Consider the following 15,386-nt stretch of genomic DNA (forward strand, 5'->3'; position numbering starts at 1 on the left):
TGTCAGTAGACATAAACGTTGGCTGACACACTGCCTTCGCGAGCAAGCCCGCTCCCACAGGTTCTGTGTGTTGACTGGCATTCAGGGTTGAACCCAGCTTTTAAGCACCGCCCCGCAATAAAGCCCGGAGAGGGTTTTCATCACCTGGATCACTTCGTGACTGGCGAGACCGTAAAAAATGTACTTGCCTTCACGACGGGTAGCGACCAGTCCTTCATCGCGCAGGATCCCCAATTGCTGGGACAGGGTCGGTTGGCGCACGCCGGTCATTTTTTCCAGCTCGCCTACGTTGCGTTCGCCCTGGGTCAGCTGACACAGGATCAACAGGCGATCCTCATTGGCCAGGGCCTTGAGCAGCGCACACGCCTTGGAGGCCGAGGCGCGCAGTTGGGCGACTTCACATTCGGTCAGACTGGATTGCATTTGCAGGATGCCTTCAACGTCACTTAAGCTGTAAACATTATGTTTAAACATATAATGTTGCAACCCATGACTGAAATTTCGCCGTCTGACTTTTCCAACCCTGCACAGGTTCGTGTCCATGCCCGCACTGATTGAAGCTTTCCTCGACCCCGCCTCCTCGACCTACAGCTACGTGGTCTATGAGGCTGATGGCGGGCAGTGTGCGATTGTAGATCCGGTGCTCGACTACGACGGTGCCGCCGGGCGCACCGCGACGACCCAGGCTGACAAAATCATCACCTTCGTCCGTGCCCACAAGCTGCAGGCGCAGTGGCTGCTGGAAACCCACGCCCATGCCGATCACCTGTCCGCCGCGCCTTATCTGCGGCGGGAGCTTGGCGGCAAAATCGCCATTGGCGAGTCGATCAGCAAGGTGCAGGACGTGTTCAAGACACTGTTCAATCTGGAGCCCTCCTTTCGCGTCGACGGCTCCCAGTTCGATCACCTGTTCGCCCCCGACGAATCGTTCATGATCGGCAACCTCAAGGCGACCGCCCTGCACGTGCCCGGCCATACCCCGGCGGACATGGCTTACCTGGTCGACAGCGATGTGATTCTGGTCGGCGACACGATGTTCATGCCCGACGTCGGCACCGCCCGCTGCGATTTCCCGGGCGGCAATGCCAACCAGATGTTCGCCTCGATCCACAAACTGCTGGCCTTCCCCGCCAGCGTGCGGCTGTTCGTCTGCCACGACTACCCGCCCAATGGCCGCGCGCCCCAATGCATGACCACCGTCGGTGAACAACGCAAAAACAACATTCATGTACATGACGGGATCGATGAAGCCGCGTTCGTGGAAATGCGTACACGACGTGATGCAGGGCTGGGCATGCCGACACTGTTGCTGCCGGCGATCCAGGTGAATGTGCGGGCGGGGAATTTGCCGCCGGCCGAGGACAACGGCGTGACCTACCTGAAAATCCCGCTTAACAAATTCTGACCCTGTAGGAGCGAGCTTGCTCGCGATGGACTTGAGGGCAACGCGTTTATCCAGAAGACTCGCGTTATCGATAACGTCCATCGCGAGCAAGCTCGCTCCTACAGAGTGATCGTGTCAGTTGCCCAAAGTCAGGCCATTGGCCGGCAACGGCAGCGCGGTCTTGTACCGCACCTGCTTGAGCGCAAAGCTCGAACGGATGTTCGCCACCCCCGGCACCTTGGTCAGAAAGTCCATCATGAAGCGCTCCAGCGACTGGATGGTCGGCACCAGCACCCGGATCAGGTAGTCCGGGTCGCCGGCCATCAGGTAGCACTCCATCACCTCGGGGCGATCGGAAATCGCTTCTTCGAAATGCTGCAACGCCTCCTCCACCTGCTTCTCCAGGCTGACGTGAATGAACACATTCACATGCAGCCCCAGCAGGTCGGCATCCAGCAGCGTCACTTGCTCGCGAATCACCCCCAGCTCTTCCATGGCCTTGACCCGGTTGAAACACGGCGTGGGTGACAGGTTCACCGAACGCGCCAGGTCGGCGTTGGTGATGCGCGCGTTCTCCTGAAGGCTGTTGAGAATGCCGATATCGGTACGGTCCAGTTTGCGCATGAGACAAAACCACCTGTTTTTTATGTTTATGCAGGTTTTTTATCTGCAAATGATCTTTAGCGCAACGAAACAGAGAGAAATATTCTTCTTGGTCGGGCCTATGATTGTTGTAGGACAAGATTTCTTCTACCGAACGAAATCTGTCAGCTCACTACAAGAAATTCACAAGATCGAGCGTAGAAGCCATGACCCAAGCGTATGAACCGCTGCGCCTGCACGTCCCCGAACCCTCGGGCCGTCCCGGCTGTAAAACCGACTTCTCCTACCTGCATCTGACCGATGCCGGCACGGTGCGCAAACCCCCAATCGACGTTGAACCGGCTGACACGGCTGACCTGGCCCGTGGCCTGATCCGCGTGCTCGACGACCAGGGCAATGCCCTCGGCCCATGGGCCGAAAACGTACCGGTGGAGATCCTGCGCAAGGGCATGCGCGCCATGCTCAAGACCCGCATCTACGACAACCGCATGGTGGTCGCCCAGCGTCAGAAAAAGATGTCGTTCTACATGCAGAGCCTTGGCGAAGAAGCCATCGGCAGCGCCCAGGCCCTGGCCCTGAACATCGACGACATGTGCTTCCCGACCTACCGCCAGCAAAGCATCCTGATGGCCCGCGACGTACCGCTGGTCGACCTGATCTGCCAGCTGCTGTCCAACGAGCGCGATCCGCTCAAGGGACGTCAGTTGCCCATCATGTACTCGGTCAAGGACTCCGGTTTCTTCACCATCTCCGGCAACCTCGCCACCCAGTTCGTGCAAGCCGTGGGCTGGGGCATGGCCTCGGCGATCAAGGGCGACACCAAAATCGCTTCGGCGTGGATCGGCGACGGCGCCACCGCCGAGTCGGACTTCCACACCGCCCTGACGTTCGCCCACGTGTACCGCGCGCCGGTGATCCTCAACGTGGTCAACAACCAGTGGGCGATCTCCACCTTCCAGGCGATTGCCGGTGGTGAAGCCACCACCTTCGCCGGTCGTGGCGTCGGTTGCGGCATTGCCTCCCTGCGGGTCGACGGCAACGATTTCTACGCGGTCTACGCCGCCTCCGCCTGGGCTGCCGAACGTGCGCGGCGCAACCTCGGCCCGACCATGATCGAGTGGGTCACCTACCGCGCCGGCCCGCACTCGACCTCCGATGATCCGTCCAAATACCGTCCGGCCGATGACTGGAGCCACTTCCCGCTGGGCGATCCGATTGCGCGCCTCAAGCAGCACCTGATCAAGATCGGCCAGTGGTCCGAAGAGGAACACGCCGCCGTCAGCGCCGAGCTCGAAGCCCAAGTGATTGCCGCGCAGAAAGAAGCCGAACAGTACGGCACTCTCGCCGGCGGCCAGATTCCGAGCGCCGCGACCATGTTCGAAGACGTCTACAAAGAGATGCCGGAGCACTTGAAGCGCCAGCGTCAAGAGTTGGGGATCTGACATGAACGATCACAACAACAATATCGAGCTGGAAACCGCCATGACCACGACCACCATGACCATGATCCAGGCCCTGCGCTCGGCCATGGATGTGATGCTTGAACGTGACGACAACGTCGTGGTCTTCGGCCAGGACGTGGGCTACTTCGGTGGCGTGTTCCGTTGCACCGAAGGCCTGCAAGCCAAGTACGGCACCTCGCGAGTGTTCGACGCGCCGATCTCTGAAAGCGGTATCGTCGGCACCGCCGTGGGCATGGGCGCCTACGGTCTGCGCCCGGTGGTGGAGATCCAGTTCGCCGACTACGTCTACCCGGCCTACGACCAGATCATTTCCGAAGCCGCGCGCCTGCGTTATCGCTCGGCCGGCGAGTTCACCGCGCCGATGACCCTGCGCATGCCCTGCGGCGGCGGCATCTACGGCGGCCAGACCCACAGCCAGAGCATCGAGGCACTCTTCACTCAGGTATGCGGTCTGCGCACCGTCATGCCGTCCAACCCCTACGACGCCAAAGGCCTGCTGATCGCCTCCATCGAAAACGATGACCCGGTGATTTTCCTGGAGCCGAAACGACTGTACAACGGTCCTTTCGACGGCCACCACGAACGCCCGGTTACCCCGTGGTCGAAACACCCCGCCGCACAGGTTCCGGACGGTTACTACACCGTACCGCTGGACGTTGCCGCTATCGCCCGTCCGGGCAAGGACGTCACGGTGCTGACCTACGGCACCACCGTCTACGTGTCGCAAGTGGCCGCTGAAGAAAGCGGCGTGGATGCCGAAGTCATCGACCTGCGCAGCCTGTGGCCGCTGGACCTGGAAACCATCACCAAATCGGTGAAGAAAACCGGGCGCTGCGTGATCGTTCACGAAGCCACCCGCACTTGCGGCTTCGGCGCCGAACTGACGGCGCTGGTGCAAGAGCACTGCTTCCACTACCTGGAAGCGCCGATCGAACGCGTCACCGGTTGGGATACCCCCTACCCGCACGCGCAAGAGTGGGCGTATTTCCCAGGGCCGTCCCGAGTGGGCGCGGCGTTGAAACGGGTCATGGAGGTCTGAATGGGCACGCACGTCATTAAAATGCCGGACATTGGTGAAGGCATTGCAGAAGTTGAATTGTCGGTATGGCACGTCAAGGTCGGCGACATGGTCGTCGAAGATCAGGTGCTGGCCGATGTGATGACCGACAAGGCGATGGTCGATATCCCGTCGCCGGTGCATGGCAAGGTCATTGCCCTCGGTGGCCAGCCGGGCGAAGTCATGGCGGTCGGCAGTGTGCTGATCAGCATTGAAGTCGAAGGCGCGGGCAACGTTAAGGAATCGGCGCAACCGGCACCTGTTGTTAAAGAAGCACCGGTTGCAGCAACGAAAGTCGAAACCGTGGTTGAAAGCAAACCGGTCGCTGCCCCGGCGCCGAAAGCTGCCGTATGCCAGGGCCCGATGGTTGCTCGCGAGGCCGATGAGCGTCCGCTGGCCTCCCCGGCCGTGCGCAAGCATGCGCTGGACCTCGGCATTCAATTGCGCCTGGTGCGTGGCACCGGCCCCGCCGGCCGCGTGCTGCATGAAGACCTCGACGCCTACCTGGCCCAGGGTCAGTCGAACGCTTCGGCACCGGTGGCGGCGGCTTATGCCCAACGTACCGATGAACAGCAGATCCCGGTGATCGGCATGCGTCGCAAGATTGCCCAGCGCATGCAGGACGCCACCCAGCGCGCCGCCCACTTCAGTTATGTCGAAGAAATCGACGTCACCGCCGTGGAAGAGCTGCGCGCGCACCTCAACGAAAAACATGGCGCGACTCGCGGCAAGCTGACTTTGCTGCCGTTCCTGGTCCGCGCCCTGGTCGTCGCCCTGCGTGATTTCCCCCAGATCAACGCCCGCTACGACGACGAAGCCCAGGTCATCACCCGCCTCGGCGCGGTGCATGTCGGCATCGCCACCCAGGCGGATATCGGGTTGATGGTGCCGGTGGTGCGTCACGCCGAAGCCCGCAGCCTGTGGGACAGCGCCGCTGAAATCTCCCGTTTGGCCACTGCCGCCCGTAACGGCAAGGCCAGCCGCGACGAGTTGTCCGGCTCGACCATCACCCTGACCAGCCTTGGGGCCTTGGGCGGTATCGTCAGCACCCCGGTGCTGAACCTGCCGGAAGTGGCGATAGTCGGCGTGAACAAGATCGTCGAACGGCCAATGGTGATCAAAGGCCAGATCGTGATCCGCAAGATGATGAACCTCTCCAGCTCCTTCGATCACCGCGTGGTCGATGGCATGGACGCGGCGCTCTTCATCCAGGCCATCCGTGGCTTGCTCGAACAACCCGCGACCTTGTTTGTGGAGTAAGTCATGCAGACCCTCAATACCACGCTGCTGATCATCGGCGGCGGCCCCGGCGGTTATGTGACGGCGATCCGTGCCGGCCAACTGGGCATCCCGACCATCCTGGTGGAAGGCCAATCCCTGGGCGGCACTTGCCTGAACATTGGCTGCATTCCGTCCAAGGCACTGATTCACGTCGCTGAGCAGTTCCATCAAACGCAACACCACAGCCAGCATTCGGCCCTGGGCATCAGCGTTTCGGCGCCCACCCTGGACATCGGCAAGAGCGTGGAATGGAAAGACGGCATCGTCGATCGCCTGACCACCGGCGTCGCGGCGCTGCTGAAAAAGAACAAGGTCCAGGTCGTTCAAGGCTGGGCCAAAGTGGTTGACGGCAAAACCGTGGAAGTTGGCGACACACGTATCCAGTGTGAACACCTGGTGCTGGCCACCGGTTCCAAAAGTGTGAACCTGCCAATGCTGCCGATTGGCGGGCCGATCATCTCGTCCACTGAAGCCCTGGCGCCTGCATCCGTGCCCAAGCGCTTGATTGTGGTCGGCGGCGGTTACATCGGTCTGGAGTTGGGCATTGCTTATCGCAAGCTCGGCGCCGAGGTCAGCGTGGTGGAAGCGCAGGAACGCATCCTGCCGGCCTACGACGCCGAACTGACTCAGCCGGTGCACGACGAACTGAAAAAACTCGGCGTGAAGCTTTACTTGAAACATAGCGTGCAAGGCTTTGATTCTTCTAACAATACCTTGCAAGTACTTGCCTCGAACGGCGAGACCCTGAACCTGGAAACCGACCAGGTACTGGTGGCCGTCGGTCGCAAGCCGAACACCCAGGGCTGGAACCTCGAAGCGCTGAACCTGGACATGAATGGTTCCTCGATCAAGATCGACAACCGCTGCCAGACCAGCATGCGCAACGTGTATGCCATCGGTGACCTGAGCGGCGAACCGATGCTCGCGCACCGGGCCATGGCCCAGGGCGAGATGGTGGCCGAGCTGATCAGCGGTAAAACCCGCGAGTTCAACCCGACCGCCATCGCGGCCGTGTGCTTTACCGACCCGGAACTGGTAGTGGTCGGCAAGACCCCGGACGAGGCCAAGGCCGCAGGTTGGGACTGCATCGTGTCGAGCTTCCCGTTCGCCGCCAATGGCCGGGCGATGACCCTGGAGTCGAAAAGCGGCTTCGTGCGGGTGGTCGCCCGTCGGGATAATCACGTGATTGTCGGCTGGCAGGCGGTGGGCGTCGGCGTGTCGGAGCTGTCCACGGCGTTTGCCCAGAGCCTGGAGATGGGCGCGCGGCTGGAAGACATCGGCGGCACCATCCATGCACACCCGACCCTGGGTGAGGCGGTGCAGGAAGCGGCGTTGCGGGCCCTTGGCCACGCATTGCACCTGTGAATCAGGGCGATCGGTGGTGTCCGTGATGGCCTCTTCGCGAGCAAGCCCGCTCCCACATTTGGAATGCATTCCCCTGTGGGAGCGGGCTTGCTCGCGAATTATCAAGGTCAACGCGAATTATCTGTCCGTCATCCGATAGTCCGGGCTGCGAAACAGCCCAAGAATGAAGTATTGTTGTCCCCATCCAAAAAACGTCAGAAGCCTTGAACCGTTTCGACGGTTGTTCAGTGATAGAGGGTGTCATGGGTAACGAAAGCATCAATTGGGACAAGCTGGGTTTTGACTACATCAAGACCGACAAGCGCTATCTGTCGTACTTTCGCAATGGCGAGTGGGACAAAGGCACCCTGACCGAAGATAACGTGCTGCACATCAGCGAAGGCTCCACTGCCCTTCACTATGGCCAGCAATGCTTCGAAGGCATGAAGGCCTATCGTTGCAAGGACGGCTCGATCAACCTGTTCCGCCCGGACCAGAACGCCCTGCGCATGCAGCGCAGCTGCGCCCGCCTGCTGATGCCGCAGGTGGAAACAGAGCAATTCATCGAAGCCTGCAAGGAAGTGGTCCGCGCCAACGAGCGTTTCATTCCGCCGTACGGCACCGGCGGCGCGCTCTACCTGCGCCCGTTCGTGATCGGCGTGGGTGATAACATCGGCGTGCGCACTGCACCCGAGTTCATCTTCTCGATCTTCTGCATTCCGGTTGGCGCCTACTTCAAGGGCGGCCTGACCCCGCACAACTTCCAGATTTCCAGCTACGACCGCGCCGCGCCACAAGGCACCGGTGCCGCCAAGGTCGGTGGCAACTATGCCGCCAGCCTGATGCCCGGCTCCAAGGCCAAGAAAGCCCACTTCGCCGACGCCATCTACCTGGATCCGATGACCCACACCAAGATCGAGGAAGTCGGTTCGGCCAACTTCTTCGGGATCACCCACGACAACAAGTTCGTGACCCCGAACTCGCCATCGGTACTGCCGGGTATCACCCGTCTGTCGCTGATCGAGCTGGCCAAGACCCGCCTGGGTCTGGAAGTGGTTGAAGGCGACGTGTTCATCGACAAGCTCTCCGACTTCAAGGAAGCCGGTGCTTGCGGTACTGCCGCGGTGATCACGCCGATTGGCGGCATCGACTACAACGACCACCTGCACGTGTTCCACAGCGAAACCGAAGTCGGCCCGGTCACCCAGAAGCTCTACAAAGAGCTGACCGGTGTGCAAACCGGCGACATCGAAGCGCCAGCGGGCTGGATCGTCAAGGTTTGACCTGACGCCAGACGCACAAAAGCCCCCCATCGGGTGACCGATGGGGGGCTTTTTGTTTGCATAGTACTGACGAACCCACCACTCCCCAGTGGGAGCGAGCTTGCTCGCGATGACGGCATTGCATTCAACACAGAAACAACCGGAATACACGTTCGTCAGTCAGCGAATGTTCCCGAACTCCGCTGAACCTGCCGCAATTTGCGAAACTTTGACATTACCCTCAACCACCAACGGCAACCCGATTCCAAACCGCCGTCCAATCTCCTTGCGCCCCAACGCCGTCAACGCCAACGCCCGACTGTCCAGATCCTGGGTCACCCACTTGCGCTTGAGCGCCGTTTGCAGCAACGCCGCGCCCAGCGCCCCACCCAGATGTGGCCGACGCATGCTCCAGTCCAGGCACGGGCAGGCGAAACGACGGCGCAAGGTGCTCAAGTCCTGCGTCTCGATCCCGAGCCCTTGAAACATTGCCGTACCGCTGTCGCTCAAGCGATAGGCCTGTTCGTCGGTTTCCTCAAGCCAGCCCGCTTCAAGCATCCGGTCATGCAGCAGTACGGCCAGGGTTCCCGCCATGTGGTCGTAACAGGTGCGGGCAAATTGCAGGCGATCCGGGGTCCGTGCCCGGAAGCTCGGCGCGGTGTTCTGGCCGATCACCATCAGTGCCTCCAGGGCCTGGGCCACGCGTTTGTCCGCCAGGCTGTAATAGCGATGACGCCCCTGAACGTGCAGCCGCACCAGCGCCAGCTCCTTGAGCTTGGCCAGGTGGGCACTGGCGGTCGACGCGCTGACTTCGGCCACCGCCGCCAGTTCGGTGCTGGTGCGGGCATGGCCGTCCATCAGCGAACAGAGGATTTTCGTCCGCGCCGGCTCAGCGATGGCTGCCGCCACCTGCGAGACGCCGATGTCGTGTTGTTCTGCGCTCATATTTCGCTCCCGGACGAATCAATGCCCTTTCGGACTGGAGATAGTAGCAACACTTTCCAACAACCAAAGGCTGTGCCCATGGACCCGATCATCGCTGCGACCCATGCCGATCCTTATCCCTACTACGCACAACTGCGTGCCGACGGTGGGCTGGCTTTTCATCCGGGGCTGAACATGTGGGTGGCCAGCAGCGCCCGGGCGGTGGCCGCCGTGCTGGCGCATCCCGATTGCCACGTTCGCCCCGCGCAGGAGCCAGTCCCCAAGGCGATCGCCGACGGCATGGCCGGCCAGGTGTTCGGCCAATTGATGCGCATGAATGAAGGTGAACGCCAGCGTTGCCCACGGTCGGCGATTGTGCCGGGGCTGGAGTTGATCGATGCGCGGGAAGTCGAGGCCCTGGTCAGCGCCCGATTGATGACCGCCGATGCCGCTGGCCTGTACAACGCCATGTTTCGCGGACCGGTTTGCGTGGTGGCGGCGTTGCTGGGGTTCACCCCGGCTCAGGGCCGCGCCATCAGTGAGTTGACGGCGGATTTCGTCGCCTGTCTGTCACCCTTGAGTGACGCGGCACAATTGACCGCCGCCCACGCTGCCGCCGAACAATTGAGCGGTTATTTCATCGAATTGCTCGACGATCCGTACAACCACAGCCCTTTGCTTGCAGGTATCGGCCAGCGCTTCGCCTGCGGCGCACCGCAAACCCTGATCGCCAACCTGATCGGCCTGTTCTCCCAGACCTTCGAGGCCACTGCCGGGCTGATCGGCAACGCCGTGCTGGCATTGATTCAACATCCGTCGTTGCGCAGCGAATCACCCCCGGTCGAAGACCTGCTGGCCGAAGTACAGCGCTTCGACCCGCCGGTACAGAACACCCGCCGCTTCGTCGCCGCCCCCTGCGAAATTGACGGGGTGAGGCTGAACGCCGCAGACGTGATCCTGGTGCTGCTGGCCTCGGCCAATCGCGACCCCCAGCTCAACGACAGCCCCGACACCTTCCTGCTCGACCGCCCGAACCGGCGCAGCTTCACCTTCGGCGCGGGGCGCCATCAATGTCCGGGGCAACGGCTGGCGTTGAGCATTGCAGGCGCCACGCTCAAGCAGCTTCTGGCGATGAGGCCGGTACTTGACCCTCTGAAGCGGGAATACCGCCCCTCCACGAATGGACGGATTCCACTGTTCCGTGAATGACCGGAAGCCGTTCAAGCAACGCGGAGTTCGACGGTCAGGTGGGACAGTTCATGGACCGGCGCCAGGCGTTCGCGAATGGTGTCGGCACTGACATTGGCCGCCGCCACAACGCTGACAATCGCGGCCCGCGCCTGGGGGCCGACCTGCCAGACATGCAGATCGCTGATGCGCACATCGTCCGACGACTCCAGCAGTTCACGAATCTCGTCGGCGACGTGTGTATCCGTGACATCGAGCAACACCGCTGCGCTGTCACGCATCAATGCAACGGCCCATTTCGCGATCACGATGGCGCCCACAATGCCCATCACCGGGTCCAGCCACACCCATCCCAGATAGCGCCCCGCCAGCAACGCGGCGATCGCCAGCACTGAAGTCAAGGCATCGGCCAGCACATGGACATAGGCCGAGCGCAGGTTGTTGTCGTGATGGTGATGATGGCCGTGCTCATGGCTGTGGCCATGATGGCCGTGGTCGCCCGCCAGCAAAAAGGCACTGGCGATGTTCACCGCCAGCCCCACCACCGCAATCACCGTCGCTTCGGTGAACGCCACGGTCGTTGGCTGAAACAGGCGATAAACGGATTCACCGGCAATGCCGATCGCCACCAGCCCCAGCACCATGGCCGAGGCAAAACCCGCGAGATCCCCGACCTTGCCGGTGCCGAAGCTGTAACGCGCGTTGTTGGCATTGCGCCGTGCAAACCCATAGGCCGCCGCCGCGATGCCCAAGGCCCCGGCATGGGTGGCCATGTGAAAACCATCGGCCAGCAGCGCCATGGAACCGGTGATGTAACCGGCGGCAATTTCGCCAATCATCATCACAAACGTCAGCGCCACCACCCATAAGGTGCGTCGGGCGTTTTCATCATGGGATGCGCCGAGAAAAACATGGTCGTGAGAAAAGCGCGAAGCCTGTGGTGTCAGTGTCATGGAATTCAGACCTCTATTTGGCATAACGACGGATGGCCAGCAACAGGTCTTCCACGCCCTGGGCGCGATCTTCATCGCTCAGGTCCGGATGGGCCACGTGCTCGCGGGCATGGGCGTCGATGAACTGCTCCAGCAGACCATTGACCGCGCCCCGGATGGCGGCCACCAGATGCAGGGTCTTGGCGCAATCGGCATCGGACTCAAGCGCTCGCTCCACGGCTTCCACCTGCCCGGCAATCCGCCGCACCCGCTTGATCAAGTCATCCTTGTGTTCGTGAATGTGTGCCATACCTATACCCCCTACCCCTATATGGCACCTATGGTCGCCGATAGTGCGGAGCCTGGCAAGGCACAACCCGATGACGGTCGGTTTGGCGTGACATCGATTTTCGCCGGCCGGTTGGCCGCTGAGCGTTTGGGTTCAACACCCCTGCTGCCCGGCTGGATTAGTTACACCGGGTTAAAACAGTCATGACGGGCAGTGCGTTTATCCCGCCGGCCTTTCTCCATAGAGTCACCAGGATCATGGTGAACAACGAGGTTCGATCGATGCAAACCCAACTGGACAAGTCACTGAGTGTTTTTGCGCGGGCAGACCTGCTGCAAGGTCCCACGCCCATTCAGCGGGCTGCGCGACTCGAACAGCTGCTGGGCCTCGACAAGCAGGGTATCGGCCTGTTTCTCAAACGCGACGACCATATGTTGATCGGCGCGGGCGGCAACAAGCTGCGCAAGCTTGAATTCCACATCGGCGCAGCACTGCAAGCCGGAATCGATACGATCATTACCGTGGGCGGCATCCAGTCCAATCATGCCCGCCTGACCGCCGCAGTGTGCGCCCGGCTGGGCATCGCCTGCGAGCTGTTCCTGACCCGGACCGTGGCCAAGGCCGAGGTGGATTACGAGCTCAACGGCAATGTGCTGCTCGACCAGTTGTTCGGCGCGCAGATGCAGGTGTGACTCACTGGCCAAAGCCGAGGCCAGGGCGGCGCAGCTTCGAGACTCCGGGCACAAGGTCATGGTGCTGCCAACCGGTGGCTCGACGCCCCTGGGCAGCCTCGGTTATGCCCGCTGCGCAGCGGAGATCGCCCAACAAGAGGCCGAACTGCAACTCAGGTTCAATCAAGTGGTGGTACCCAATGGCAGCGCCGGCACGCATGCCGGGCTCGCGGCGGGTTTCCGGTTGCTGGGCCGGAGTATGTCCGTGGTCAAGTCGTTCTCGGTGTTGTCCGACCAGGACTCATCAGCGGCGAGAACCCTGCAACTGACCTGCGAAACATTGGCGCTATTGGGCAGTAGCGCCGAGGTGCGGGCTGATGAGCTGGTGATTGACGGCAGCCAGCTGGGTACCGGCTATGGGCTGCCAACCGCCGCCATGCAGGCCGCGGTATGCCTGATGGCGCGTGCCGAAGGCCTGCTGGTCGACCCGGTGTACTCCGGCAAGGCGTTTGCCGGATTGCTGGCCGACCTGCAGCAAGGGCGCTTCGCCCCCGGGGACAATGTGCTGTTCATCATGACCGGCGGAACACCCGGCCTGTATGCGTACCGGGAAACGTTTCAGGCCTGACGGTCAATCATCCCTCGTCAGCACTTCCAGCAATTCGATTTCGAAGATCAGGTTCGAGTTCGGCGTGATCTTGCCCATGGTGCGTTCGCCATAGGCCAGGTGCGCCGGCACCAGCAACTTGCGCTTGCCGCCGACCTGCATGCCCATGATGCCCTGGTCCCAGCCCTTGATGACCCGCCCGGTGCCGATCACGCACTGGAAGGGTTTGCCACGACTGTACGAAGAGTCGAATTCGGTCCCGTCCTCCAGCCAGCCACGGTACTGGGTGGTGATCAGTGCGCCTTTTACGGCGGCTTTTCCGTCACCCACCTGAAGATCGATTACCTGAAGCTCGTCATTCATTGATTTCACTCGTATGCTCACTCGCCCTCTAGGGCCTGATGCGCGCCGTTTTCCCAGATTTGTCCTCGATTGGCAACCATTGCCGCCTCCGCGCGCGACGTTTAAAGCGGTTTGCTGAACTAAAATAATCAACAATTACCCGTACGGTTCTCCGCCCTGATGGCCACCCCCGAATGATCCTGCTCTGGACCAGCGTCCTCCTTGGTTCAATGACGCTCAGCCTGATCGTCGTGCTGGCTTGGCGCGAACGCTATCTGCAAAAGCAACTGGCGGAGTATCGCGCGATCATCAATAGCCTGTCCGAAGGCCAGAACATCCACAAGGATGACGACGCCGAGCGCTTCAAGCGCAGCCAGTATTTCGCTCGTATCGGCACCTGGGACTGGGATGTCGACACCGACCGGTTGTACTGGTCAGATGCCATTTTCGGCATGTTCGGCTTCAAGATCGGCGAAGTGGCGCCCTCTTACGCCCTGTTCTGTTCCTGCGTGCATCCGGAAGACCGGCTCAGGGTTCGGGCCGGCGAGCTGCGTTGCCTGGAAACCGGCGAAAACCATGATGAGGAATACCGCGTGGTGTGGCCCGACGGAACGATCCGCTGGCTGCGGGAAACCGGCAACGTGGTCAAGAACGACCACGACGAAACGATCAAGATGATGGGCGTTGTGCGCGACATCACCGAAGAAAAGGCCTCGGCCAACTACCTCAAGCACCTGGCCCATTACGACCCGTTGACCGGCCTGCCCAATCGCCTGGTGCTCGAAGAGCGCCTGTCCGAAGCCCTGGAGTTGGCGCGCACCAGTGCCACGCGGGTGGCGCTGGTGTTTGTCGACCTCAATGGCTTCAAGGCCATCAACGACCGCTATGGGCATGCGGCCGGCGACCGCGTGCTGGTCACGACCGCCACGCGGCTTAAGCGCATCCTGCACGGCACCGACACCGTCGCCCGGATCGGCGGCGACGAATTCGTGGTCATCCTCCAGGACCTGCCCCAAGGCAAAAGCCTGCAAGACGAAGCGCGCACGATCTGCCAGAAAATTTTCGTCGAACTCTCCCCACCCGTCACCCTCGGCAACGACCAGCGCCACATCGGCACCAGCCTCGGCGTCGCCGTGTTCCCAGATCATGCGCCGAGCATCGACCGCTTGCTGCACATTGCCGACCTGGCGATGTATGAGGCCAAGCGCAGCGGGAACAATCAGTATCGGTTGGGCACCGAGAGCCTGGTGCGGGCACACAGCGAATAGCGCTTCGTCCTTGAATGCCTTGATCCACTTCGCGCATCAATGCATACCAACAATGCAATTAACCTATCGATGCCCCTGCTCCACTATCCGCCCCAACAAGAACCGTGTGCCAGGTCCTTTGTGAATTCATGTCGCCCCAGAGCAAGCAGTCCCTAGCGGTTGGTGAAACAGGGCCGCCACTCCCATAAATGGGGGACTACACCCACTCAATCGGGTGTTTACCACCTAGTTTGAGGAATATCCCCACCCTACACTTCACCAAAAAGACACATTTTGAAACAACTTACTTATTACTCAGTATCTTCCTCATCCATGGCCCGACGGTTGCATAGCCCCTTGCAACGCAGGCAGATGCTGTCACCAACCGGGGATGGCGGGTTTCGCCGTTGCGCTATGTCGCGAGGGGAACCTCATGAAAATCATTGCATCGCCGTTCAATTCGTTCCGCTCCTTAAGGGTTTCGGGCGCAGGCTCTGTACTGTTGATCACCTTCAGTCTGTCCCCGGTCAACGCAGCACCGCTTGACGATGTCAGCCCGCCGCCGCCAACAGATCCTTCGGCGTATACCAATCCGCCGACCGACTTCAAGGCCGCGCTGGATGCCCTAAAGGCCATGCCACCCGCCAACCAGGGTTCCATCGCCTTGCCCAATGGTGTGTACGGCACCCGCACCACGCCAACGACCGACAACGTGCTGCCGCCAGCCCTGCAGACATCCTTCAAAATCCCCACCAACGGCAAGCCCAGCCCATTGTTCGGGGCCCAGCCGTA

The 15,386-nt window shown here is 61.2% G+C and carries 14 protein-coding genes and 2 pseudogenes; 10 read left to right on the forward strand and 6 right to left on the reverse strand.

What is annotated here, in order from left to right; translation table 11 throughout:
- Positions 1-81: 81 nt before the first annotated feature.
- On the reverse strand, positions 82-423 hold the full coding sequence (locus KGB29_RS24395) for an ArsR/SmtB family transcription factor (protein ID WP_007976596.1): 342 nt from the start codon (positions 421-423) through the stop codon (positions 82-84).
- Between the two features lie 118 nt (positions 424-541).
- Between KGB29_RS24395 and KGB29_RS24400 the strand changes: the two genes are divergently transcribed.
- Complete coding sequence (locus tag KGB29_RS24400; RefSeq protein ID WP_150814565.1) at positions 542-1,405, forward strand: MBL fold metallo-hydrolase; 864 nt, start codon at positions 542-544, stop codon at positions 1,403-1,405.
- A gap of 114 nt (positions 1,406-1,519) precedes the next feature.
- On the opposite strand, the gene bkdR is transcribed toward KGB29_RS24400, so the two are convergent.
- A complete protein-coding gene (bkdR, locus tag KGB29_RS24405) occupies positions 1,520-2,008 on the reverse strand; it encodes a Bkd operon transcriptional regulator BkdR (RefSeq protein WP_007976593.1) in 489 nt (162 codons plus the stop codon).
- A 185-nt stretch (positions 2,009-2,193) separates the two neighbouring features.
- Here bkdR and KGB29_RS24410 point away from each other — a divergent pair, with 185 nt between their 5' ends.
- The 5 genes from KGB29_RS24410 to KGB29_RS24430 all read left to right on the forward strand — a co-directional run bounded on the left by KGB29_RS24410 (position 2,194) and on the right by KGB29_RS24430 (position 8,415).
- Complete coding sequence (locus KGB29_RS24410; protein WP_057715213.1) at positions 2,194-3,429, forward strand: 3-methyl-2-oxobutanoate dehydrogenase (2-methylpropanoyl-transferring) subunit alpha; 1,236 nt, start codon at positions 2,194-2,196, stop codon at positions 3,427-3,429.
- A 1-nt stretch (position 3,430) separates the two neighbouring features.
- Positions 3,431-4,489: an alpha-ketoacid dehydrogenase subunit beta gene (locus KGB29_RS24415; protein ID WP_007988197.1), complete on the forward strand. Its 1,059-nt coding sequence runs from the start codon at positions 3,431-3,433 to the stop codon at positions 4,487-4,489.
- Complete coding sequence (locus KGB29_RS24420) at positions 4,490-5,767, forward strand: dihydrolipoamide acetyltransferase family protein (protein WP_057715214.1); 1,278 nt, start codon at positions 4,490-4,492, stop codon at positions 5,765-5,767. It abuts the gene before it with no gap.
- Positions 5,768-5,770: 3 nt separating this feature from the next.
- Positions 5,771-7,153 (forward strand): dihydrolipoyl dehydrogenase, encoded by a 1,383-nt coding sequence (gene lpdA, locus KGB29_RS24425; RefSeq protein ID WP_150814564.1) that lies wholly within the window; start codon positions 5,771-5,773, stop codon positions 7,151-7,153.
- 242 nt (positions 7,154-7,395) lie between these two features.
- Positions 7,396-8,415, forward strand: coding sequence for a branched-chain amino acid aminotransferase (locus KGB29_RS24430; RefSeq protein ID WP_053158498.1), 1,020 nt, complete (start codon positions 7,396-7,398; stop codon positions 8,413-8,415).
- Between the two features lie 159 nt (positions 8,416-8,574).
- On the opposite strand, the gene KGB29_RS24435 is transcribed toward KGB29_RS24430, so the two are convergent.
- Positions 8,575-9,339 carry an ArsR/SmtB family transcription factor gene (locus tag KGB29_RS24435; RefSeq protein ID WP_150814563.1) on the reverse strand — a complete coding sequence of 255 codons (765 nt, stop codon included), beginning with the start codon at positions 9,337-9,339 and terminating at the stop codon, positions 8,575-8,577.
- Positions 9,340-9,417: 78 nt separating this feature from the next.
- Between KGB29_RS24435 and KGB29_RS24440 the strand changes: the two genes are divergently transcribed.
- Positions 9,418-10,527 carry a cytochrome P450 gene (locus KGB29_RS24440; protein WP_218543876.1) on the forward strand — a complete coding sequence of 370 codons (1,110 nt, stop codon included), beginning with the start codon at positions 9,418-9,420 and terminating at the stop codon, positions 10,525-10,527.
- Between the two features lie 11 nt (positions 10,528-10,538).
- On the opposite strand, the gene dmeF is transcribed toward KGB29_RS24440, so the two are convergent.
- Positions 10,539-11,459 (reverse strand): CDF family Co(II)/Ni(II) efflux transporter DmeF, encoded by a 921-nt coding sequence (gene dmeF, locus KGB29_RS24445; protein WP_150814561.1) that lies wholly within the window; start codon positions 11,457-11,459, stop codon positions 10,539-10,541.
- Between the two features lie 13 nt (positions 11,460-11,472).
- The gene (locus tag KGB29_RS24450) at positions 11,473-11,748 is read right to left on the reverse strand and encodes a metal/formaldehyde-sensitive transcriptional repressor (protein WP_057715220.1); all 276 of its coding nucleotides are present in this window, start codon (positions 11,746-11,748) and stop codon (positions 11,473-11,475) included.
- A 260-nt stretch (positions 11,749-12,008) separates the two neighbouring features.
- On the opposite strand from KGB29_RS24450, the pseudogene KGB29_RS24455 reads away from it, so the two are divergent.
- Positions 12,009-13,026, forward strand: a pseudogene (locus tag KGB29_RS24455) (D-cysteine desulfhydrase family protein).
- A gap of 3 nt (positions 13,027-13,029) precedes the next feature.
- Here KGB29_RS24455 and KGB29_RS24460 read toward each other — a convergent pair.
- Positions 13,030-13,368: an FKBP-type peptidyl-prolyl cis-trans isomerase gene (locus KGB29_RS24460; protein ID WP_057715221.1), complete on the reverse strand. Its 339-nt coding sequence runs from the start codon at positions 13,366-13,368 to the stop codon at positions 13,030-13,032.
- Between the two features lie 173 nt (positions 13,369-13,541).
- Here KGB29_RS24460 and KGB29_RS24465 point away from each other — a divergent pair, with 173 nt between their 5' ends.
- Together KGB29_RS24465 and KGB29_RS24470 are read left to right on the forward strand one after the other, a co-directional pair.
- Positions 13,542-14,615: a sensor domain-containing diguanylate cyclase gene (locus tag KGB29_RS24465; RefSeq protein ID WP_150814560.1), complete on the forward strand. Its 1,074-nt coding sequence runs from the start codon at positions 13,542-13,544 to the stop codon at positions 14,613-14,615.
- Between the two features lie 412 nt (positions 14,616-15,027).
- Positions 15,028-15,386, forward strand: a pseudogene (locus tag KGB29_RS24470) (copper oxidase); the annotation flags it as partial.

Source organism: Pseudomonas sp. BF-B-30 (assembly GCF_019956305.1).
Lineage (GTDB): Bacteria > Pseudomonadota > Gammaproteobacteria > Pseudomonadales > Pseudomonadaceae > Aquipseudomonas > Aquipseudomonas jessenii.